Genomic DNA, 21,620 nt, shown 5'->3' with positions numbered 1-21,620 from the left:
AAGGCGGCTGGCAACACGAGGGCAATCATCGATTTGCCACTCGATAGCCATCGTCGATCAACGGGATAGCGCATGGCTGGCTACCGGCCCGACATCAGTTCAGCGGACTCTCGTCACAGGCCCGCGAAGGGCGTCGATCCGGCGACAGGCGATCCGAGGCGGGCCGAGATACCGATAGTGTCAGCGGAATCGGGCCCGACTTACGCGATCCGGGTCGGCTCGGCGCAATGCGCCGGGAATGGTCCACCGAGGAGCGCGGGATCATCCGCCCGGCATCGGCCAGCGCCGCCTCGCCGTAGCCCTGGACGCATTCCGGATCCGGTCCGTCGGCGGGCAGTCCGGTGAAGAACTTCGCCGCCATGCATCCGCCGCGGCAGGAGTCGTAGTGGGTGCAGCCGGAGCACGCACCGCCGCCGCTCGGCTCGCGCAGCTCGGTGAACAGGTCCGATTCCTGCCACACGGTGCGGAAACCACCGTCCGCCAGCACATTTCCGGCGAGGAACGTGTCGTGGATGGCGAACGGGCAGGCATATACATCACCGACCGGGTCCACCAGGCAGACCACTCGGCCCGCGCCGCACATATTCAGTCCGGGCAGCGCCGCACCGAAGGCGGACAGATGGAAGAACGAATCGCCGGTGAGCACACCCTCGCCATTGCGCACCAGCCAGTCGTAAAGCACCCGTTGCTGTTCCGGCAGCGGATGCAGTTCGTCCCACACATCGGCACCGCGTCCCGAAGGCCGCAGGCGGGTCAAACGCAGTGTGGCGCCGTACTTGTCGGCGATCGCCTTGAATTCGTCGAGCTGCGCGATATTGTGCCGGGTCGCGACAACGGAGAGTTTCGCATCCGCGAAGCCCGCGGCCGCCAGATTCTCCAGCGCCCTGATCGCCATCGCGTAGGAACCCGGTCCGCGCACCGCGTCGTTGACCTCGGCATCCGCGCCGTCCAACGAAATCTGTACGTCCACATAGTCACTGGCGGCCAAGCGCGCGGCGACCTCGGGCGTGATGCGAACTCCGTTGGTGGAGAACTTCACTCCGACATGGTGCGCGGTGGCGTAGTCGACGAGCTCCCAGAAGTCGGGGCGCACAGTGGGTTCCCCACCGCCGATATTCACGTAGAAGATCTGCATGCGCTCGAACTCGTCGATGAGCGCCTTGCACTGTTCGGTGCTCAGCTCGCGCGGATCGCGGCGCCCGGAGGAGGACAGGCAGTGCACACAGGACAGATTGCAGGCGTAGGTCAACTCCCACGTCAGACAGATCGGTGCGGCCAATCCGGTTTCGAACTTATCGATCAGTCGCCCACCCGTCACCGAGGACGGCTGCCCGGCCAACGCCAGCGGCGCGACGGCCGGAATCGGCGCGCTACCCGGCGCGGCCTGCCTGATCATGTCGGAGTCGGCCAGCTGATCCAATGCCCGAACATACTGTCCGGCCAGGTCATCGGTGATGCCCGCGGCATGCAGCGCCGCGCGCGCCGAGACATGCGCAGGCAGCGACCGCACGATCTCGAGTATCCGCGGACTCTTCAGAAAGGAGAGCTTGCGGGTGCCGAAATGGTAGAGCAGCGCGCCGAAGGACTCCGGCCGCAGCGCCACCCGCGGATGCAGCTCCCAACGGGTATCGAGATCGAGCATGGTCGCCGCGCCCGTCAGTAGACGCCGCACATACCGTCGATGGAGACCTCTTCGATGAGGGTCTCCTCGACCAGCGGCGCTTCCTCGACCGAACGGGACTCGGCCGCCCCGATCCGTCCGGTGTTGTCGGTATCGGTGTGTCCGATGGATCCGTACTCCGGCATGCCTACCTCCGAGATGTGACCGGGTTCCGCGGCCACTGGTGTAGCCGTCATCACACAATAACGTCACAAGCTGACAAAATGGAACAGGGGAACCACAGGTCTCGCGCGGACGCACCCCGACCGAGTCGCGGCCGCGCGCTCTAGACTGCGGATGGCAAGCAGCTGAACAGGACGTGACGGGCGATTCGACCCGCAGTGGTAGAGGTGGCATGGGAGTCGGACGAATGCAGACGAGCGGGGGCGGCAATACCCCGCGGTGCGAGCTCACGGCCCGGAGGCGGAAGCTTGCGTAACCACGTAGGGCCTGGGAGCACCGCAAGTAGGACACTGTCGGAGTCCGAGATCGTCGAGGCCGCGTTGCGGGTAGTACGTGAGGACGGCGTGGAGAAGCTGTCGATGCGACGGCTCTCCCGTGAGCTCGGCGTTTCCCCGATGGCGCCGTACTACTACGTCGCGGATAAACGCGAGCTGCTCGATCTCGTCGCCAAGGCGGCGCTGACCGGAGTTCGCAAACCACCGGCCGATTCCGGACCGTGGCAGCAGCGGCTGCGCGATCTGATCGATCAGATCGATGAGAAGCTGCGCAAGCATCCCGGACTCGGTGATGTGCTGATCGAGCAGATGCTGGGGAAACAGCTCGACCTGATCGCCGCGATCATGGAGATCCTGTTCGAGGCCGGTTTCAGCGATCGCAATGTGCTCGCCGGGTACGCGACCATCCACACCTACCTGTTCGGCCGCCGCCGGGTGAACCCGAGGGAGCCGCAGCCGCTGGCGGATGTCGCACTGCCCGAGTCGGTGGCGCGGGCCACCGAGTACATGCCCGACCTGCGCGGAAAGTATGCCTACGACTTCGGCATGGAGGTGCTGATCGCGGGTCTGGAAGCTCAGCTTGTCCGTCAGCCCGATCCCGACGTACGATGAAACTGAAACACGTTCTAGTTTTGGTTCGGTTCGAGAGGACACCATGACCACCGTCGAGGTTCCACACGGTTCGCGTTCGGTCGTGCTGCGGGTCGCCGCGGTGATCGCCGAGACGCCGGACACCTGTTCGCTGGTCTTCGACGTCCCCGACGAGCTGCGCGAGCGTTTCAGCTATCAGCCGGGCCAGTTCCTCACCCTGCGCATCCCGAGCGATCTGACCGGTTCGGTGGCCCGGTGCTATTCGCTGGCCAGCTCGCCGTACACCGATGACAAGCCGAAGGTGACCATCAAGCGCACCATCGGCGGCTACGGGTCGAACTGGGTCTGCGACAACGTCAAAGCGGGCGACGCAATCGAAGTCCTGCCGCCCTCTGGCGTTTTCACGCCGAAGGATCTCGATGACGATCTGCTGCTGTTCGGCGCGGGCAGCGGCATCACGCCGGTGATGTCCATCCTGAAATCGGCGCTGGCACGCGGCGGCGGGCGGATCGTATTGATCTACGCCAATCGCGATCACGACTCGGTGATCTTCGCGGGCGAGCTGCGCGAATTGGCCGAGAAGCATCCCCAGCGGCTCACCGTGATCCACTGGCTCGAGCACCTGCAGGGACTGCCGACCGCCGACGGGTTGGCCGCCCTGGTCGCGCCGTACACGAGCTACCACGCCTTCATGTGCGGACCCAAGCCGTTCATGGACCGGGTGCACGACGCACTCGCCCGGCTCGAGGTGCCGCGCTCGCGCACCCACGCCGAAGTGTTCAATTCCCTTGCCGGAGATCCATTCGCGGATCAGACGCCGATCGAGGTCACCGACGAGGAGGCGGCCGATGCGGCCACCGTCGAGGTCGAACTCGACGGTGAGGTGCACGAGCTGAAGTGGCCGCGCAAGCAGACACTGGTCGACATCATGCTGTCGAAGGGTCTCGATGTGCCGTATTCCTGCCAGGAGGGCGAATGCGGTTCCTGCGCGTGCACAGTGCTCGAGGGCAAGGTCGAAATGGACAATGCCGAAATCCTCGATCCCGAGGACATCGAGAACGGCTACATTCTCGGCTGCCAGGCGCATCCGGTCACCGATCATCTGCGCATCCAATTCTGATCGGGCACAGCCCTTACAGAGCGCGATAGTGCACGCGTAAGGCGGGATCGAGGCGTTCGGTCGCGTAACTCAGTGCGGTGCGGCCCATGTGCGCCGCGTGCTGGTCGAGGAAGCCGGTGAGCAGCTGCTCGTCGATGCGCTTGCCGACCTCGCGCAGCATCCAGCCGAGCGCCTTCTGGATCAGATCGCGGCGGTCGTCGAGGAGTCGTTCGCAGACTTCGAAGGTGGTGCAGGCATCACCCGCCTTGATGAACGCGAAGGTCGTCAGCAATGCCACCCGGCGCTCCCAGAGCGAGTCCGCACCGGCCAGTTCGAAGACCAGGTCGCGGGGTCGGTCGAGTAGCCAAGGGCCGATGATGTTTTCGGCGGATACGTCGACCAGATCCCAGTTGTTCACCCGGCCCCGGCGCACCGCGGCCAGGTAGAGCTCGACCATCGCCGCCTGCGCATCGATATCGAGCGTGCGCGGTTTGGTCGCCTTGTCGAATCTGGCATTCAGGATGATCAATGCGGCCAGCCGGTCCTCGTGCACGGGACTGTTCAATAGTGTGTCGATCTCGTGGAGCGGCAGCGCGGCAAAGCGTTTCGCGATCGATCGGGTCACGGGCACCCGCACTCCGAGGAAGACATCGCCCTCGCCGTACTCACCGCGCCCGGTCTTGAAGAACCGCTGCAGATGGATGGCGTCGGCCGGATCGGCGACCTCGACCAGGGCCGCATGCACATCGGCGGCCGTCGGTGGGGCTGCAGGCATCAGTGAACCTCCGATCGTCCAGCAGACCAAGGTCATTCATACAGTCGAGCAGCGGGGCCACCCGCGCGAATCCCCGGTGCTACCCCTGAGCTCCCAGAATCCGCCCCGACTCGAAAGCCGCCGCGCTGGTAGGCAATTCACCCGGACGCGCACTGTTGAACACCCACACCTCACCATTGCCGGTGGTCGGTCTGCCCAGCGCGTCCATGCGCCGAATCGTCTGCGCCGCAACGGCTTGCGCGCTGTCGAACAGTCGCACGCCGTCCGGCAGAGCGGCCACGATGGCATCGATGACCAGCGGATAGTGCGTACAGCCGAGCACAACACCCTCCACATCGTCGGGCGTCTGCTCGGCCGCGCGCGCGATCGAATCACGGGCCGCGACCAGATCACCACGATCGATCGAATCCGCCAGACCATGGCAGGCGATGCCGACAACCTTCGCATCGCCGCCGAAGCGGGCGATCAGATCGGCCTGATATCGGCTGGCCGTGGTCGCCGCGGTGGCCCACACCGCGACGGATTTGCACACCGCCGCGGCGGGTTTGATCGCGGGGACCGTGCCGATTACCGGAATGCCCGATCCGACCTCGGCGCGCACCTCGTCCAAGGCGGTGACGCTGGCCGTATTGCACGGCAGCACGAGCACTTCCGCGCCGAGCCGAACCGAGCTGCGCGCGGCGTCGACCACCCGGTCGGTCACCCACTGTTCCGGCTTGGGACCCCACGGCGCGCCATCCGGGTCCAACTGGAGTAGCAGGTCGACATCGGGCCGCAGCTTGCGCAGCCAGGCGGCCGTGGGCAGCAACCCCAGCCCGGAATCGATGAGCGCGACGATCACCCGACCACCGTATTACAACGGAATAATCGCTACGGCTGGGCGGCCTCGAGCAGGTCCGCGATCGGCGCGCCCGCGGCGATCTTGGCGCGGGCCTTCATTACCTGAGCGGTCTTTCCGGCGCCGACCACGCCGGTCAGATGGCCGTTCTGCGAGTAGTAGGCGAGGAATTTGCGGCCGTCATCGGAGACGATGTGGATTTCGTCGTCGGCGCTCGGGGTGCCGAGCGCCTGAATCTTCACGTCGTACTGGTCGCTCCAGAAGTACGGCACCCGCGCCGCGGTCGGCGGTTCCGCGCCGAGCATCGCACAAGCCAGCAGCCGCGCCTGCTCACCGGCATTGGTCCAGTGCTCGACGCGCTTGCACTGCCCGGTCTCGTGCAGCCAGGCCGACACATCGCCCACCGCCCACACCCCCTCGACCGAGGTGCGCCCCACCTCGTCCGCGAGTACGCCGCCACCGGCCGACGGCTCGGCCAGCGCGATACCGGAATCGGTGAGCCATTCGGTCACCGGCCGGGAACCGACGCCGATGACCACCAGATCGGCGGCCACCTCACTGCCGTCGGAGAGCCGGGCGCCGCGCACTCGGTCGTCAACGGAGAGGAAGGTGTCCAGACCGGTTTCGCAGCGCAGATCGACACCCTCGGCACGATGCATGCGCGCGACCAGCGCACCGATCTCGGTGCCGAGCACCGAGGCCAGCGGCGTCGGCTGCGGTTCGACGAGTACCACCTCGACACCACTAGTACGGAAGCTCGCCGCGAGTTCACAGCCGATGAATCCGGCCCCGACCACCAGGGCGGTACTCGCGCCGGACAATTCGTCGCGCAGCGCGGCGGCGTCGGCATAGCCGCGCAGGACGTGCACGCCCCGCAGCTCCGGCAGCCCGGGCAGGCGGCGCGGCCGCAGACCCGTCGCGATGATCAGCTGGTCGTAGTCGAGCGTGCCGCCGTCGGCAAGGCGCACCCGGCGCGCGCCGGTGTCGACGCCGACGGCCTCGGTATTCAGCCGCAGGTCGATCTGCTTCTCTTCGAAGAATTCGGCGGGACGCAAGGTGGTGTCATCGGTTTCGCCGCGCACGAATTGCTTGGACAGCGGCGGGCGATCGTAGGGCAGCCGCGACTCCTCGCCGACGAGGATCAACTCACCCTCATACCCGGCCCTGCGCAATTCTTCCGCGGTGCGCAGACCGGCCAGACCAGCTCCGATGATTACGACCGGGCCACCGGCTGTGTCTATGGTTCGCTCGCTGCGCTCACTCACGCACGGCCTCCCTTCGATAGTGCCTGGCAGGCGCCGGGTCGAGTTGGCATTCGTCACCGGTGGTGACGCAGCCAACCCTAACCTTCGCTTGGTCGCGAATCGCCGTGATGGCCGTCACTCCGCCGTACCGGACCGATCGCTGCGGAATCGTATCCGTAACTATATTGATCGGGCGGTCAATCAGAGTTAGATCTGAGTCAGGAGAACAATTCAGAGCCTGAGGAGGCACACCATGTTCACCGAAAGTCGCGCGCAGGACTTCCTGGCCGTTGTGCTGGGCGTCTTCACCGCGCTGTCACCCCTGTGGGTGACCCACAATGACAACGCCATGTGGACGCTGATCGTGCTTGGCGTGCTCATCGCCCTCACCGGCCTGGCACAGATGTACCGGGCGACCCTGGCGGCCGCCGACTATGCGATGGGCCTGTTCGGCGCGTTACTGTTCATCTCCCCGTGGGCGATGGACTACACCGACTACCGCGGCGCATCCTGGACCGCATGGGTAGTGGGCGTGGTGACGGTAGTGGTCGCGGTGGCGGCGCTGCCGATGGTGTCGGACCGGTTGCACGACATGGCGCCGCATCACTGATGCAGATGCCGAAGCCCCGGCGAGGCGGGCGTCGTCGTAGCGCCAAAGTCGACGGCGACGCCCGCCAGCTCATTCTCGATGCCGCGGAACGCCTCTTCGCTGCACAGGGATTCGACGCTACCGCGACAGCGGCCATCGCCGACGGCGCCGGTGTCCCCAAGGGGCTGGTCTTCTACTACTTCCCCACCAAGGATTCGATCCTGTCCGCGCTGATGGCCGAGCGGATGCCCGCCCAGCCGATCGCCGATATCGGCACCGTGGTCACCCCGGGCGATCCGGCGGCCAGCCTGATCAATCTCGATGCCGCACTCAATCTGCGCGACCATCATTCGTCGGTGCTGCGCGTGATCATGTGGCGCGAGGCCGATACCCATCCCGATGTCCGTCGCCAATTGCGCCGCCTGCGCGATCAATTGCTCGACGTCACCGCCCGAGTGCTGCAGGCCAGCGCGCCCGTCCCGGTGCAGCCCGGCACGCTGCGCGCGTGCGCCGCGGCCTGGGTTTCGGCGATGTTCGCCATTGCCAGCACCGATCGACTGCATGCGCTCGACGGGCTGCCGCTGCCGACCGCGGATGAAATCTGCAATGTCGCCCAGGTTGTCGCGGCGGGCATGACCCAGCTCGGCTGAGCACCGGACCGCTTTCCCGCCATCCTCGGCATTCCGTTGGTGCTGTCCTGGCTCGCCGCACGCTTGCGCGGCGATCCGGCGCCGAGCAACTACTAGTCGGCGAGAAACGCGACGACATCGGGGACGAACCGCTTCACCACCCCGATATGCGTGGTTTCCGGGTAGATGATCAAGCGCGAGTTCGGGATTCCATCGGCGGTGCGACGGAAGGTCTGCGTGCTGTAGGCGCCGTCGCGGTCACCGCCGAGCACGAGGGTCGGCGCGGTGATATCGCCGAGCCGACCGTTCAGGTCGAAGCCGTCCTCGGCACGGATGAAGGCCAGCGTGTCGGCCGGATTCTTCGGCCGCGCAAGGGGATCGGCCAACCACATACCCGCGGCGGCGATGCGCTGCGCGATCGGCGATGTGGAGCCGACGGCGGCCATGTGGTGCAGTGCGCGCCTACCCGCATAGGCTGCCTCGCCATAGGCCAGTTGCGCCGCGCGGGTGGCGTTTTCCAGGGTGTAGCCGGATGAGGCGATGATCAGTCGGCGCACCACCGCAGGGTGATCCGCCGCCAGTTGTAGCGCCAGCGATCCGCCCGAGGAGACGCCGAGAACATCGACAGGCGTACCGAATTCGGCCCCCAATGCGTCGGCGTGCTCGGCGGCGATATCGGCCATCGTCGTCCCCTCGGCCATACCCGGCGCACGGTTCACCGCATACACTCGGAAATGCGCCGCGAGCGGTGCCAACGTCTTGATCTCGGACTGCCGCATCCACCCGGTCGGATTGGCATGATCCGGGGTGAACCAGCGCAGGAATACCAGCGGCCGCCCGGCTCCGAGCGCGAGATACGGCATACCGTGCGTCAACGTCCCCTCGGTGACGTCGAGCGCGGTGGCCAGCGCCGAACTCCTCATACCATCCTCCGATCATCCGGTCTTTACCCCCTTTTGCCCGACGTTAACCACAGCGGCGCTGGGGCGCGATGACCAGAGACGTCATGGACGGGAATACCGTTTCCGGCAAGGCACCCCGCAAACCCGAGCGGCGCCGCACCTTCCGATGCGGCGCCGCACTTCTGCTAGGCGGTCGCGATGATCTGTTTCGACACGGCGGCCGGGACCTCCGCGTACGAATCGAACACCATGGAGTAGTTCGCCCGCCCCTGGGTCTTCGACCGCAGATCACCGATATAACCGAACATCTCCGACAGCGGAACCAGCGCGTCCACGACACGGGCACCGCCGCGTTCCGCCATGGCCCGGATCTGACCACGACGCGAATTCAGGTCGCCGATGACCTCACCGAGGTACTCCTCCGGCGTCACGACCTCGACGGCCATAACCGGTTCGAGCAGCACGGAACCGGCCAGCTCGATCGCCTCCCGCACCGCCTCGGCGGCGGCGGAGCGGAACGCAAAATCGGACGAATCCTTCTCGTGCACAGCGCCATCCAGCAGCAGCACCCGCACGTCGACCACCGGATACCCGGCGAGCACACCGGATTGGATGGCGTCCTGGGCCCCGGCGTCGACCGATGGAATGAATTCCTTCGGCACCCGGCCGCCGGTCACCCGGCTCTCGAACTCGTAGCCAGCGCCGTCGGCAACGTCCAACGGTTCGACAGCGATGATCACCTTGGCGTACTGGCCGTTGCCACCGGTCTGCTTGCGCAGGGTGTACTCGTGCCTGGATACCGCCTTGGTGATCGTCTCGCGATAGGCCACCTGCGGCTTGCCGATATTCGCCTCGACGTTGAACTCCCGGCGCATCCGATCGATAAGGATATCGAGGTGCAGCTCGCCCATACCGCCGATAACGGTCTGGCCGGTCTCCTTGTCCAGCGTCACCGAGAAGGTCGGATCCTCCCTGGCCAGCCGCTGGATCGCGATACCCAGTTTCTCCTGATCCGACTTGGTTTTCGGCTCGATGCAGACCTGGATCACCGAATCCGGGAAGGTCATGGACTCGAGCACAATCTGGTGCCCCGGATCGCACAGGGTGTCACCGGTGGTCGTGTCCTTTAGCCCGATCACGGCGTAGATGTGCCCAGCCCTGGCCTCGCCGACCGGATGCTCCTTATTCGAATGCATCTGGAACAGCCTGCCCAAACGCTCCTTTCGTCCCTTACGTGGATTGACGACCAGCGCACCCGTTTCGACGCGGCCCGAGTACACCCGCAGGTAGGTGAGCTCGCCGAAGAACGGGTGGGCGGCAATCTTGAACGCCAGCGCCGAGAACGGTTCGTCGGCATCGGCGGTGCGTCGGATGACCTCGGACTCGTTGCCCGGCGCGTGACCGATCGCGGCACTGGTGTCCAGCGGTGACGGCAGGTAGTCGACCACCGCGTCGAGCATCGGCTGCACGCCCTTGTTCTTGAATGCTGAACCGCAAAGCACCGGGTACGCAACGGAATTCACCGTCAGCGCTCGGATCGCACCCTTGATCTCCGGCACCGAAAGCGCCGCGCCATCGAGGAACTTGTCCAGTAGCGCGTCATCCGATTCTGCGACGATCTCGAGCAGCTCATTGCGATACCGCTCGGCCCGCTCACGCAGCTCCGCCGGAATCTCGACAACCTCGTACCGAGCCCCGAGTTCCGTTGCACCGGACCAGATCTTGGCATTCATCTCGACCAGATCGATGACGCCAACGAAGGCGTCCTCCGCACCGATCGGCAACTGAATGACCAAAGGCCGTGCGCCGAGCCGCTCTTCGATGGTCCGCACGGTGAAGTCGAAATCCGCACCGAGCTTGTCCATCTTGTTCACGAAGCAGATCCGCGGCACGTCATATCGATCGGCCTGCCGCCACACCTGCTCGGATTGCGGCTCGACACCTTCCTTGGCATCGAATACCGCGACGGCACCGTCGAGCACGCGAAGCGAACGCTCCACCTCGACGGTGAAATCCACGTGCCCCGGGGTGTCGATCAGATTGATCTGATGCCCGCCCCAGAAACACGTGACCGCGGCCGAGGTGATCGTAATGCCCTTCTCCCGCTCCTGCGGCATCCAATCGGTGGTCGCACCCCCGTCGTGTACCTCACCGATCTTGTAGGTGGCACCGGTATAGAACAGAATCCGTTCGGTAGTTGTCGTTTTACCCGCATCGATATGCGCCATAATCCCGATATTCCGAACAAGGCCGAGCTCGCCGAACACACCACGCGTCATGGGAATCCCACTCCATCAACTAGTTTCGTCAATTTCTGACGCTCGCCTAGTTGTAGCGCTCCGGTGACGGCACGAGCATCCCACGCGGCGCCGCCCCACGCCCATGGACGCTCAGCCGAACCTACCGCGCACGCGGACGCACTGGAAACATGCCCTCATATGTACCCGCCCCAACTCGCCGGTGTCGATCGAATATCCCGATTACCTCCCCGAAATGCCGAACGGCGCCGCCCCTTTCGGAGCGACGCCGTTCGAAAAGCGATTCAGTGAATCACTTGATGATCTTCGTGACGCGACCGGCGCCGACGGTGCGGCCACCCTCGCGAATCGCGAAGCGCAGACCCTCGTCCATGGCGACCGGCTGGATCAGCTTCACCGACATCTCGGTGTTGTCGCCGGGCATGACCATCTCGGTGCCCTCGGGCAGGGTCACAACACCCGTCACGTCCGTGGTACGGAAGTAGAACTGCGGACGGTAGTTGTTGAAGAACGGGGTGTGGCGGCCGCCCTCGTCCTTGGACAGGATGTAGGCCTGACCCTCGAACTCGGTGTGCGGGGTGGTGGTGCCCGGCTTCACCACGACCTGGCCACGCTCGACATCTTCGCGCTTGATACCACGAACCAGCAGACCGACGTTGTCACCGGCCTGACCCTGGTCGAGCAGCTTGCGGAACATCTCGATACCGGTGACGGTGGTCTTGGTGCTCTTCTCGCGGATGCCGACGATCTCGACTTCCTCGTTCACGTTGATCACACCGCGCTCGACACGACCGGTGACGACGGTGCCACGACCGGTGATCGTGAAAACGTCCTCGACCGGCATCAGGAACGGCTTGTCGGTCTCACGAACCGGGTCCGGGATCGACTCGTCGACCGCGGCCATGAGCTCGAGCACCGACTCGGTCCACTTCGGGTCGCCCTCGAGCGCCTTCAGACCGGAAACACGCACGACCGGCGCTTCCTCGTCGAACTCCTGCGAGGCCAGCAGCTCGCGGACCTCCATCTCGACGAGCTCGAGGATCTCGTCGTCGTCGACCATATCGGCCTTGTTCAGCGCGACCAGGATGTAGGGCACGCCGACCTGACGGGCGAGCAGCACGTGCTCACGAGTCTGCGGCATCGGACCGTCGGTCGCGGCGACCACGAGGATGGCACCGTCCATCTGCGCCGCACCGGTGATCATGTTCTTGATGTAGTCGGCGTGACCCGGCGCGTCGACGTGTGCGTAGTGGCGCTTCTCCGTCTGGTACTCGACGTGGGAGATGTTGATCGTGATACCACGAGCCTTCTCCTCCGGCGCCTTGTCGATCTGATCGAAGGCAAAGCTCTCGTTCAGATCCGGGTACTTGTCAGCCAGCACCTTGGTGATCGCTGCGGTCAGCGTGGTCTTGCCGTGGTCGACGTGACCGATGGTGCCGATGTTGACGTGCGGCTTCGTCCGCTCGAACTTCGCCTTCGCCACTTGGTGTCCTCCTGGACTTGTTGGTGCGTGCAGTTGCAGCAGTGCGGTTTACATATTGGGGGTCGTGCATGACTCCCGGCTGATAGGGGCAAGTCTTGCACCTGCCCCCATCGGACTTATTCGCCGGTCGCCTTGGCGATGATCTCCTTCGACACGTTGGCCGGAACCTCCGCGTACGAATCGAACACCATGGAGTAGTTCGCCCGGCCCTGGGTCTTCGACCGCAGGTCACCGATGTAACCGAACATCTCCGAGAGCGGAACCAGCGCCTTGACGACACGGGCACCACTGCGTTCCTCCATGGCCTGGATCTGGCCACGGCGGGAATTCAGGTCGCCGATCACATCGCCCATGTAATCCTCGGGCGTGATGACCTCGACCGCCATCAGCGGTTCGAGGATCACCGGACCGGCCTTACGGGCCGCTTCCTTCAGGGCCTGCGAGCCAGCGATCTTGAAGGCCATTTCCGACGAGTCGACGTCGTGGTAGGCGCCGTCGAGCAGCGTGACCTTCAGGTTCACCAGCGGGTAGCCCGCGAGCACACCGTACTGCATGGCATCCTGCGCGCCCGCGTCCACCGAAGGGATGTATTCGCGGGGCACGCGGCCACCGGTGACCTTGTTCTCGAACTCGTAGGTCGCGCCGTCCTCGCCGACGAACGGCTCGAGGGCGATGATGACCTTCGCGAACTGGCCGGAGCCACCCGTCTGCTTCTTGTGGGTGAACTCGAGCTTCTCGACCGGCTTGGTGATCGTCTCGCGGTAGGCAACCTGCGGCTTACCGACGTTCGCCTCGACCTTGAACTCGCGCCGCATGCGGTCGACGAGGATGTCGAGGTGCAGCTCGCCCATGCCGCCGATGACGGTCTGGCCGGTCTCCTGGTCGAGCTTGACCGAGAAGGTCGGGTCCTCTTCGGAGAGGCGCTGGATCGCGGTGCCCAGCTTCTCCTGGTCGGACTTGGTCTTGGGCTCGATGGAGACCTCGATGACCGGGTCCGGGAAGGTCATGGACTCGAGCACGATCTGGTTCTGCGGATCGCACAGGGTGTCACCGGTGGTGGTGTCCTTCAGGCCGATGACCGCGTAGATGTGGCCCGCGACGGCCTCGGTGACCGGGTTCTCCTTGTTGGAGTGCATCTGGAACAGCTTGCCCAGACGCTCCTTCTTGCCCTTGGTCGAGTTGATGACCTGGGCGCCGGAGTCGACCTTGCCCGAGTACACGCGGACGTAGGTCAGCTTGCCGAAGAAGGGGTGCACGGCGATCTTGAACGCCAGCGCCGCGAACGGATCCGCAGTGCTCGCGTCGCGGTGGATGATCTCCTCTTCCTTGCCCGGAACGTGGCCGTCGGTGCCACCATCGTCCAGCGGGGTCGGCAGGTAGTCGATCACGGCGTCGAGCATGGGCTGCACGCCCTTGTTCTTGAACGCCGAACCGCACAGGATCGGGTACAGCTCGGAGGCGACCGTCATCTTGCGGATGGCGCCCTTGATCTCCTCGATCGAGAGCTCCTCGCCGCCGAAGAACTTCTCCAGCAGCGCCTCGTCCGATTCGGCGACGGTCTCGAGCAGCTCCTGGCGGTACTGCTCGGCCTTCTCCTTCAGATCGGCCGGGATCTCTTCGATCTCGTACTTCTCGCCGAGCTTGGTCTCGCCCTTCCAGACCTTGGCGTTCATCTCGACCAGGTCGACGATGCCCTCGAAGGTGTCCTCAGCGCCGATCGGCAGCTGGATGACCAACGGCTTGGCGCCGAGGCGGTCCTTGATGGTCTGCACGGTGAAGTAGAAGTCCGCACCGAGCTTGTCCATCTTGTTGACGAAGCAGATCCGAGGCACGTTGTACTTATCGGCCTGACGCCACACCTGCTCGGACTGCGGCTCGACGCCTTCCTTGCCGTCGAACACCGCAACGGCGCCGTCGAGCACGCGCAGCGACCGCTCCACCTCGACGGTGAAGTCGACGTGCCCGGGGGTGTCGATGATGTTGATCTGGTTGTCGTTCCAGAAGCATGTGGTGGCCGCGGAGGTGATGGTGATACCACGCTCCTGCTCCTGCTCCATCCAGTCCATGGTGGCGGCGCCATCGTGGACTTCACCGATCTTGTAGGTGATGCCGGTGTAGAAGAGGATGCGTTCAGTTGTGGTCGTCTTGCCCGCATCAATGTGGGCCATGATGCCGATGTTGCGGACCTTGTTCAGGTCGGTGAGCACGTCCTGTGCCACGGAAATCTTCCCCGCTCGTAGCTAGTTGGGATTTTCGGGGACGACACTGTGGTCGTCTCTATGTCAACGCCGGAAGCGGCAGGTAAGTGCCGCCTTCCGGCTGTGCCTCCCGACCCAGAAACGACGGGCCGGGTAGACGTCACCAGCGGTAGTGCGCGAAGGCCCGGTTGGACTCGGCCATCTTGTGGGTGTCCTCCCGACGCTTCACCGAAGCGCCGAGGCCGTTGCTGGCGTCGAGCAGCTCGTTGGCGAGGCGCTCGACCATGGTCTTCTCACGACGGGCGCGCGAAAAGTTCACCAGCCACCGCAGCGCCAGGGTGTTGGCACGGCCGGGACGAACCTCGACCGGCACCTGGTAGGTGGCACCACCGACGCGGCGGGGCTTCACCTCGAGGGACGGCTTGACGTTGTCGAGCGCGCGCTTGAGGGTGACGACCGGATCGGTGCCGGTCTTCTCGCGCGCCTGCTCCAGCGCGCCGTAGACGATGCGCTCGGCGGTGGACTTCTTGCCGTCCAGCAGGATCTTGTTGACCAGCTGAGTAACCAGCGGCGAACCGTAGACCGGGTCGTTGATCAGCGGACGCTTGGGTGCGGGGCCCTTGCGTGGCATATCAGCTCTTCTCCTTCTTGGCGCCGTAACGGCTGCGGGCCTGCTTGCGGTTCTTCACACCCTGGGTGTCGAGCGAGCCACGGATGATCTTGTAGCGGACACCCGGAAGGTCCTTCACACGACCGCCGCGAACGAGCACCATCGAGTGCTCCTGCAGGTTGTGGCCCTCACCCGGGATGTAGGCCGTGACCTCGACCGCGCTGGTCAGGCGAACACGCGCGACCTTGCGCAGCGCGGAGTTCGGCTTCTTCGGGGTGGTGGTGTACACACGGGTGCACACGCCACGACGCTGCGGGCTCCCCTTGAGGGCCGCGGTCTTGGTCTTGGCGACCTTGTCGCGACGACCCTTGCGGACCAGCTGGTTGATGGTTGGCATAGACCGGCTTTCCTTAATTAGTTAACGCGGTGTCTGGAACTTCATGTCTTTGTCATCGAGCTTTCACTCGCACGTCCGACCACGTTTCTCGCGTCCCGAGGTCGGGCGTGTCGCGCGCAAGACATATCCCGAATTCCGGGCACGCCGGAAAGGTCAGCCGCTCTCGCTGGCCTACGTTTGCGCACGAACTTGCCCGCATGCTTCCGGGCACAGCGATCCACGATACTCGTGGCCGCGACACAGGGTCAAAGTGGGGTCGGTTATCACGCTAGACCGGCCACTACCACCTGCCAGGCTACCGCGCCAGATTCAGAGTCAACTCGACCAATTTCTGCGCGCCCGCGCACGGATCGGGATGGCCGCCGGGATGGTAGTTGATCCACCAGCCGATGATGCCGGTGTCGGCGGCGCCCGCACTCACCCCGCACGAGTCGGGATCGTTCGGACGCGTCGTCTTCAGTCCGCGCCGACCCTGCACGGTGATGTTCTCGGTGTTGTAGCCGAGCTTGTCGTTGGTGGACTTCTCGTTGTTCAGCGAGCCTTCCTCATACCAGTTCAGCGTCACCATGGCCGAGCCGCCGGGCGCGTCCTCGACATCCCACATGCACACCGCGCCGTTGAAGGACGGGGAAACGACCGACGCGTTGCCGACCGCCGCACCGATCTGATCCAGCCCGACCACCTCGCATTCACGCAGCAGCTTGTCGAAATTGGTATTGATCGTGGTGGTGCCGCTGCCGCCCGCCGGATGCGCCGAACCCTTGACGGTTTTGCCGCAGCCTCCCGCGCAGATCGCGACCGCGAGCACCGCGGCGGCGACGGCCGCGACCCGCAGACCTGGACGTGAACTCATCCGTCTTCCCCTCACTGCAGCCGCTGCACGGTCAACTCGGCCAGCTTGCGGGTCCGGTCACACGGATTGCCCTGCTCGGAGAACAGTCCGTAGGACATCGACCATTCGAAGAAATCGTCATCGAGCTGCACCGCAAGATCGCAGACCGAACCGCTGGGGTCCAGCGCCTGGAAGCCCTTGCGGCCACCGACATCGATGGTCTCCGGATTGCGTCCGACGTTGGAGACCCAGGCCTTCTCGCGATCGATCGGGCTGCCCCGATAGGACGCGAAAGTGACACTCGGCGAAGCGATTCCGGCGGATTGGAAGTTGCAGCCGACCGAATTCCGGTTCACCCGCGCGAGTTGGGACAGCCCGGCGATATCGCGCACCTCTTGATCAGTGACGTGGCCGCACTCACCGACGAACGGCCCGAGCGTGGCGACCTTCGGCGGCGGACGCAGCGGGGCGTTCGAGGAATCGGAGTCACCGTCCGAGCCGCAGGCCGACAGGGTCAATGCCAAGGCCAGACCGGTGATGATCGCCGACGGGATCCGCATGCGATGAACTCTACTGAGTTTTTGGCCGCGCGGGCGCGGCGTGCTCGCGGCCCCCTGGTGTCTCGCGTCCGAGCGGTCGAGACTCGCGCCTGCGGCGCATGCGCTTCGACCACTCGGACGCGAGACGGGCCGCGAGCGGGTCGCTCGTAAGACTCGCTCCGTCGTAGCTGGTAGGGCGGGATAGGACTTGTGTCAGAGGTTTCCGCGCGCGGCCTGTTCGCGTTCGATCGCCTGGAACAGGGCCTTGAAGTTGCCCTTGCCGAAGCCGAGTGAGCCGTGGCGTTCGATGAGTTCGAAGAAGACGGTCGGGCGGTCGGTGAGCGGTTTGGTGAAGATCTGCAGTAGATAACCGTCCTCGTCGCGGTCGACCAGGATGCCGCGGCGCTGCAGTTCGCGCACTGGGACGCGGACGTGGCCGATGCGGGCGCGCAGTTCGGGATCGGAATAGTAGGTGTCGGGCGTTTCGAGGAATTCGACGCCCTCACGGCGCAATACGTCGACGCATTCGAGGATGTCGCTGGTGGCCAGCGCGATGTGCTGCACGCCGGGGCCGCGGTAGAACTCCAGGTATTCATCGATCTGCGAACGCTTCTTACCCACCGCCGGTTCGTTGAGCGGGAACTTCACCCGGTGATTGCCATTGGCCACCACCTTGCTCATCAGCGCCGAGTATTCGGTGGCGATATCGTCGCCGACGAATTCGGCCATATTCGTGAATCCCATGACGCGGCGGTAGAACTCGACCCACTCGTCCATCATGCCGAGCTCGACGTTGCCGACGACGTGGTCGATGGCCTGGAACAGCCTGGTCGGGGTGCCGACGCGCGGCCGATATCCGGAGCGGCGGGCGACATATCCCGGCAGATACGGCCCGTAGTACTCGGAGCGGTCGATCAGCGTATGCCTGGTTTCGCCGTAGGTGGCCAGGGCGGCCGAGCGGACGGTGCCGAATTCGTCTGTGTCGTCATGTGGTTCGACCAGGATTCGCGCGCCGTGCGTGCGCGCCCATTCGATGCAGCGGTCCACATCCGGAACCTCGAGCGCGATATCGACGATGCCGTCGCCGTGCCGATCGTGGTGTGCGACCAGTGGGCTGTCCGGGGCGACCGCGCCGGTGACGACGAATCTGGCCGCCCCGCTGCGCAGCACATAGGCCTTGTGATCACGATTGCCGGTTTCCGGACCCGAGTAGGCCTCCAGCCGTATACCGAAGGCCGATTCCAGGAAGTGCGCGGTCTGGGTCGCGTTGCCGACCACCCAGACCAGTGCGTCCCAGCCGATGACCGGGAAGGGATCCACGCTGTCGTCGTGATCGACCAGCCCGACCAGGCGGCGTAATTCACCGTCGGTGGGCAACGGACCACTGCGGCGCTGGGCATTCGGCAGGTGCTCGATGGTCATGATCCAAGGAAATCTCCGCCTCCTGGGATAGGCAACATCACCGATTTCGGTTAGACACTCTGGCGAAATCGGCTAGCAAGTCACCCCTGATGCTGGACAATTTGAATAGCACCACAAGTGACCCGCACCACGCCGGTCGCGCCCCGAACGGAGGCCGTCATGTCGCGCACGCCCGCGAAACTGGATGAACTCGATCTCGCCATCCTCACCGCGATGCACGAGTATCAGAAGGCGGGCATTCTCGAGCTGTCCCGGCGCACCCGGGTCGCCAGGGCCACCGTCCAGTCGCGGATCGGACGGATGGAGGAGTCGGGCGTCATTTCCTCCTATGATCCGCAGATCGATGTCACCGCAGCGGGTTTCGATGTGCAGGCCTTCGTCACCCTGGAGATCGCACAGGGTGCGCTGGATACGGTGGCGGCCGAACTCGAGGCGATTCCCGGTGTGCTTGAGGCATATGCGACCACCGGCTCCGGCGATGTGCTGTGCCGGATCGGCGCGGATTCACATGCCGGATTGCAGGCGGCGCTGCTGAGTATCGATCGGACGAGTTCGGTGGTGCGGTCGCACAGTGTGATCGTGCTGTCGACGGTGATCGCGCACCGGACACTGCCGCTGTTGCGCACGCTGACACCGACGGGTACGACGAAAGCGCCCGCGTACCGGGACGCCTCGGAGCGCTGAAGCCGTCTAGGCTCGTACTTCCTGTATCACCGAGTACGAGATTTCGATGAGCGAGCCTGCCGATTCCAGCACCGCAACACCCCATGCCCGCGCCACTTGGGCGGAATTATTCTTCGACTTGGTCCTCGTCTTCGCGGTAACCCAGACCGCGCATGTGCTCGGCCACCACACTTCGATCGGCACCCTCGGCCATGCGCTGGTGCTGTTGGCGCCGCTGTGGTGGGGGTGGGTCGGGGTCACCATCCTGGTGAATACCGTTGAAGAGAACAACACTCAGCGCCTGGTCCTGTTCGGATCCGGGCTGTGCATCTTCCTGATGGCGGTGGCCGCGCCCGCCGCGCTTGACCAACCACGCAGTGCCGCAATGATTTTCGCGGGCTCACATCTGGTGCTGCGGATCATCTTGTTCGTCGCCGTCACCCGGACCAACGGGTTCGCCACCACGATCAACCCCTTCAGCATCGGATTGGTCACCGGCATAGCGATTTTCGCGAGCGCGCCGCTGCCGGAACATTCGCGCATCTGGGTCTGGACCGGGGCGCTCGTGGTGCAGTTGGGCGCACCGCTGCTGTACAGCAAGGCACTGCGAAACCGGACGATCGGGGTTTCGCATCTCTCGGAGCGGTTCGGCCTTTTCATCATCATCGCGCTGGGTGAATCCGTCGTGGACGCGGGTGCGCAGGCGTCCTCGACCGGTCTCGGTCCGGCAGTGGTGACCACCCTGGTGCTTGCCTTCGCGGTCGGCGCCGGACTGTGGTGGATCTACTTCCATCGGTCCGCGCGGCTGATCGAGCATGCATTGTCCACCATGCCGTCACCCGGGTTGATCGTGCGAGATGTGCTGAGCTACGGGCATTTTGCGCTGGTCACCGGGTTGGTGGCGGTTGCGGTCGGGCTCGGGCATTCGGTCGCCGACCCCGGCCATACCGCGCACGGCGTGGCCGCCGGGCTGGCGCCGGGCGGCGCCGCGCTGTTCATGCTCGCCCTGGTCGTGAATCGGTGGCGGATGCTCGGCAATGTGGCGACCACGCGCGCCATTCCGGTCATCGCATTGATCACCATCGCGCTGACCTCGTCATTACTGCCCGCCATCGCGGTGGTCGCGCTGACCGCGGCCGTCCTGGTGACCGCCAATATCGTCGAGCAACTGGTGGCACCACCCGGTCGGCCATTGCCCGCGGTGTCCGTCGGACGTCGCCGTTCGCGATAGCGCGGCGGGCTCAGGGACGCAGATCCGCGCCCACCTCGAGGATTTCGACGCTCGGCCGCTTATCGGCCTCCAGGAATGCGACGAGTGCGTTCGCTTCGGCATCCACCGCCGCGTATTCGGCGGCCGCCCACTTCCTGATCGGGATGATGCGCAGGCGGGCGACGCCCTTCTCCAGGAAAATTTTGTAGAAGCCCGCCAGAAAGCCGTCGACCAGGACCGGGGAGACCGCAGCGGCGAAGGCGCGCAGGGGTGGGGCGGCGCCATCGGGGACGATTCTGGTTCGGTCCTGGTGCGAGAGGATCGCATTGTCGTACCAGCCGAGCAGGCGGACCGGGGCGGGCATGTCGGGATCGGCGAGTTCGCCGTCGGCGACGTCGTAGAGGGTGCGGCCGCGTTCGTCGGTGTAGGTGCGCAGCCGGTCGCCGAGCTCTTCGACGGCGGCCTTCATGCCGGTCAGCTTCGACCAGGTCTGCATATCCATGGTGCTGGCCGGACCGAAGGCGCGCAGATAGCGAAAGACCAACTCCGCCAATGGATAACCTGGCTCGAGCGGCGCGCCGAGCCAGGGTTCGACGCGAGACCACACCGGCCTGCTGTTGTCCTTCCACTTGCCCCGCGGCGGAGTCTGCAGCACCGGCAGTTGGTACAGCCAGGTCTGCAGCACCGCACCGGCATCGCGATCCGGGTAGATCGCCGCGGCCTTGGTACGCAGATCCGCCGCCGACATCGGCTCGTCACCGAGCGCGGCCTCGCCGTGCTCGCGCACCTCGTCCGGATCCAAGCCGAGCATCGCGCCGTAGTTGAAACCCTTTCGGAACGGGATCTTTTCCAGCTCGGGCTGGATATGCGGTGCGATCCGCAACGCATCGGGCGGAGTGACCATGTGAATCGTCCCGCGCATCAAGGTGATTCGCACCAGTGATCGGTCCTCCAGACCCGCCGAAACCGTCGCCGGATCGAAATCCGCTATGCGGCTCCACAATCCGACGAACGGCGGTGGCGAATCCTGGGCCTGCAGACCCACCAGGTGCTCACACATTTCCGGCACGGTCAGCGTCGAACGCTCCAGCAAGTGCTGGCGCGCAAGTAAGGTCCGGTTCAGTACCCGATTAGACAGCATCTGCGCGGCGATTCCATGAGGGTTGGTTGGCGAGCTTCATGATCAGATCACCGTACCGGCGCGCACGATCCGCCGCGCCGCG

Annotated in this window: 21 protein-coding genes; 6 read left to right on the top strand and 15 right to left on the bottom strand. The window is 65.0% G+C overall.

Translation table 11 applies throughout. From position 1 onward, the window contains the following. Positions 1–94: 94 nt before the first annotated feature. Together mftC and mftA are read right to left on the bottom strand one after the other, a co-directional pair. Entirely contained in the window at positions 95–1,642 is a 1,548-nt protein-coding gene (gene mftC, locus NA5_RS09070) for a mycofactocin radical SAM maturase (RefSeq protein WP_084483987.1), read from the bottom strand. A 14-nt stretch (positions 1,643–1,656) separates the two neighbouring features. Next, positions 1,657–1,755, bottom strand: coding sequence for a mycofactocin precursor MftA (gene mftA / locus NA5_RS43150; protein WP_371856386.1), 99 nt, complete (start codon positions 1,753–1,755; stop codon positions 1,657–1,659). Positions 1,756–2,091: 336 nt separating this feature from the next. Between mftA and mftR2 the strand changes: the two genes are divergently transcribed. Both mftR2 and NA5_RS09055 read left to right on the top strand, forming a co-directional pair. Then, the gene (mftR2, locus tag NA5_RS09060) at positions 2,092–2,730 is read left to right on the top strand and encodes a mycofactocin system transcriptional regulator MftR2 (RefSeq protein ID WP_062983896.1); all 639 of its coding nucleotides are present in this window, start codon (positions 2,092–2,094) and stop codon (positions 2,728–2,730) included. Between the two features lie 43 nt (positions 2,731–2,773). After that, positions 2,774–3,829, top strand: coding sequence for a ferredoxin--NADP reductase (locus NA5_RS09055; RefSeq protein WP_062983894.1), 1,056 nt, complete (start codon positions 2,774–2,776; stop codon positions 3,827–3,829). A gap of 13 nt (positions 3,830–3,842) precedes the next feature. Here the strand turns inward: NA5_RS09055 and NA5_RS09050 are convergent, their stop codons facing one another. From NA5_RS09050 to NA5_RS09040, 3 genes are all read right to left on the bottom strand, one after another. Then, positions 3,843–4,583, bottom strand: coding sequence for a DNA alkylation repair protein (locus tag NA5_RS09050; protein WP_062984023.1), 741 nt, complete (start codon positions 4,581–4,583; stop codon positions 3,843–3,845). Positions 4,584–4,662: 79 nt separating this feature from the next. Next, positions 4,663–5,424 carry a glutamate racemase gene (locus tag NA5_RS09045; RefSeq protein ID WP_062983892.1) on the bottom strand — a complete coding sequence of 254 codons (762 nt, stop codon included), beginning with the start codon at positions 5,422–5,424 and terminating at the stop codon, positions 4,663–4,665. 29 nt (positions 5,425–5,453) lie between these two features. Beyond that, on the bottom strand, positions 5,454–6,686 hold the full coding sequence (locus tag NA5_RS09040; RefSeq protein ID WP_062983890.1) for an NAD(P)/FAD-dependent oxidoreductase: 1,233 nt from the start codon (positions 6,684–6,686) through the stop codon (positions 5,454–5,456). Positions 6,687–6,918: 232 nt separating this feature from the next. Between NA5_RS09040 and NA5_RS09035 the strand changes: the two genes are divergently transcribed. Together NA5_RS09035 and NA5_RS09030 are read left to right on the top strand one after the other, a co-directional pair. After that, positions 6,919–7,275, top strand: a complete 357-nt coding sequence (locus NA5_RS09035) for an SPW repeat domain-containing protein (protein ID WP_062983888.1) — start codon at positions 6,919–6,921, stop codon at positions 7,273–7,275. Positions 7,276–7,280: 5 nt separating this feature from the next. Then, on the top strand, positions 7,281–7,904 hold the full coding sequence (locus NA5_RS09030; protein ID WP_062984021.1) for a TetR/AcrR family transcriptional regulator: 624 nt from the start codon (positions 7,281–7,283) through the stop codon (positions 7,902–7,904). Positions 7,905–7,996: 92 nt separating this feature from the next. On the opposite strand, the gene NA5_RS09025 is transcribed toward NA5_RS09030, so the two are convergent. The 9 genes from NA5_RS09025 to hppD form a co-directional block, all read right to left on the bottom strand. Beyond that, a complete protein-coding gene (locus NA5_RS09025; protein ID WP_062983885.1) occupies positions 7,997–8,806 on the bottom strand; it encodes an alpha/beta fold hydrolase in 810 nt (269 codons plus the stop codon). 164 nt (positions 8,807–8,970) lie between these two features. Next, positions 8,971–11,064 (bottom strand): elongation factor G, encoded by a 2,094-nt coding sequence (fusA, locus tag NA5_RS09020; RefSeq protein WP_062983883.1) that lies wholly within the window; start codon positions 11,062–11,064, stop codon positions 8,971–8,973. Between the two features lie 271 nt (positions 11,065–11,335). After that, a complete protein-coding gene (gene tuf, locus NA5_RS09015) occupies positions 11,336–12,526 on the bottom strand; it encodes an elongation factor Tu (protein ID WP_062983881.1) in 1,191 nt (396 codons plus the stop codon). 116 nt (positions 12,527–12,642) lie between these two features. Continuing rightward, positions 12,643–14,745, bottom strand: a complete 2,103-nt coding sequence (gene fusA, locus NA5_RS09010) for an elongation factor G (protein ID WP_062983878.1) — start codon at positions 14,743–14,745, stop codon at positions 12,643–12,645. Positions 14,746–14,884: 139 nt separating this feature from the next. Then, positions 14,885–15,355 (bottom strand): 30S ribosomal protein S7, encoded by a 471-nt coding sequence (gene rpsG / locus NA5_RS09005; protein WP_014353063.1) that lies wholly within the window; start codon positions 15,353–15,355, stop codon positions 14,885–14,887. 1 nt (position 15,356) lies between these two features. Next, positions 15,357–15,731, bottom strand: coding sequence for a 30S ribosomal protein S12 (gene rpsL, locus NA5_RS09000; RefSeq protein WP_014353064.1), 375 nt, complete (start codon positions 15,729–15,731; stop codon positions 15,357–15,359). Positions 15,732–16,026: 295 nt separating this feature from the next. Then, positions 16,027–16,584, bottom strand: coding sequence for a DUF3558 domain-containing protein (locus NA5_RS08995; protein WP_063813261.1), 558 nt, complete (start codon positions 16,582–16,584; stop codon positions 16,027–16,029). 11 nt (positions 16,585–16,595) lie between these two features. Continuing rightward, positions 16,596–17,123, bottom strand: a complete 528-nt coding sequence (locus NA5_RS08990; RefSeq protein WP_062983874.1) for a DUF3558 domain-containing protein — start codon at positions 17,121–17,123, stop codon at positions 16,596–16,598. A 192-nt stretch (positions 17,124–17,315) separates the two neighbouring features. Then, a complete protein-coding gene (hppD, locus tag NA5_RS08985; RefSeq protein WP_062983872.1) occupies positions 17,316–18,524 on the bottom strand; it encodes a 4-hydroxyphenylpyruvate dioxygenase in 1,209 nt (402 codons plus the stop codon). A 159-nt stretch (positions 18,525–18,683) separates the two neighbouring features. On the opposite strand from hppD, the gene NA5_RS08980 reads away from it, so the two are divergent. Both NA5_RS08980 and NA5_RS08975 read left to right on the top strand, forming a co-directional pair. Beyond that, a complete protein-coding gene (locus NA5_RS08980) occupies positions 18,684–19,208 on the top strand; it encodes an Lrp/AsnC family transcriptional regulator (protein WP_062983870.1) in 525 nt (174 codons plus the stop codon). A 46-nt stretch (positions 19,209–19,254) separates the two neighbouring features. Then, a complete protein-coding gene (locus NA5_RS08975; RefSeq protein WP_062983868.1) occupies positions 19,255–20,418 on the top strand; it encodes a low temperature requirement protein A in 1,164 nt (387 codons plus the stop codon). Between the two features lie 10 nt (positions 20,419–20,428). Here NA5_RS08975 and NA5_RS08970 read toward each other — a convergent pair whose 3' ends face one another. Then, a complete protein-coding gene (locus NA5_RS08970; RefSeq protein ID WP_062983866.1) occupies positions 20,429–21,538 on the bottom strand; it encodes a winged helix DNA-binding domain-containing protein in 1,110 nt (369 codons plus the stop codon). Positions 21,539–21,620: the final 82 nt, after the last annotated feature.

The organism is Nocardia anaemiae NBRC 100462 (assembly GCF_001612725.1).
In the GTDB taxonomy this organism is placed as follows: domain Bacteria; phylum Actinomycetota; class Actinomycetes; order Mycobacteriales; family Mycobacteriaceae; genus Nocardia; species Nocardia anaemiae.
The sequence above is the reverse complement of the archived record's forward strand: the minus strand, read 5'-3'. Positions and strand labels throughout refer to the sequence as shown.

Bases quoted from the DNA above. Each gene is read 5' to 3' on its own strand.
- mftC (WP_084483987.1), bottom strand. From the start codon at position 1,642: ATGCTCGATCTCGATACCCGTTGGGAGCTGCATCCGCGGGTGGCGCTG.
- NA5_RS09055 (WP_062983894.1), top strand. From the start codon at position 2,774: ATGACCACCGTCGAGGTTCCACACGGTTCGCGTTCGGTCGTGCTGCGG.
- NA5_RS09050 (WP_062984023.1), bottom strand. From the start codon at position 4,583: ATGCCTGCAGCCCCACCGACGGCCGCCGATGTGCATGCGGCCCTGGTC.
- NA5_RS09035 (WP_062983888.1), top strand. From the start codon at position 6,919: ATGTTCACCGAAAGTCGCGCGCAGGACTTCCTGGCCGTTGTGCTGGGC.
- NA5_RS09030 (WP_062984021.1), top strand. From the start codon at position 7,281: ATGCCGAAGCCCCGGCGAGGCGGGCGTCGTCGTAGCGCCAAAGTCGAC.
- NA5_RS09025 (WP_062983885.1), bottom strand. From the start codon at position 8,806: ATGAGGAGTTCGGCGCTGGCCACCGCGCTCGACGTCACCGAGGGGACG.
- fusA (WP_062983883.1), bottom strand. From the start codon at position 11,064: ATGACGCGTGGTGTGTTCGGCGAGCTCGGCCTTGTTCGGAATATCGGG.
- rpsG (WP_014353063.1), bottom strand. From the start codon at position 15,355: ATGCCACGCAAGGGCCCCGCACCCAAGCGTCCGCTGATCAACGACCCG.
- rpsL (WP_014353064.1), bottom strand. From the start codon at position 15,731: ATGCCAACCATCAACCAGCTGGTCCGCAAGGGTCGTCGCGACAAGGTC.
- NA5_RS08995 (WP_063813261.1), bottom strand. From the start codon at position 16,584: ATGAGTTCACGTCCAGGTCTGCGGGTCGCGGCCGTCGCCGCCGCGGTG.
- NA5_RS08990 (WP_062983874.1), bottom strand. From the start codon at position 17,123: ATGCGGATCCCGTCGGCGATCATCACCGGTCTGGCCTTGGCATTGACC.
- hppD (WP_062983872.1), bottom strand. From the start codon at position 18,524: ATGACCATCGAGCACCTGCCGAATGCCCAGCGCCGCAGTGGTCCGTTG.
- NA5_RS08980 (WP_062983870.1), top strand. From the start codon at position 18,684: ATGTCGCGCACGCCCGCGAAACTGGATGAACTCGATCTCGCCATCCTC.
- NA5_RS08975 (WP_062983868.1), top strand. From the start codon at position 19,255: ATGAGCGAGCCTGCCGATTCCAGCACCGCAACACCCCATGCCCGCGCC.
- NA5_RS08970 (WP_062983866.1), bottom strand. From the start codon at position 21,538: ATGCTGTCTAATCGGGTACTGAACCGGACCTTACTTGCGCGCCAGCAC.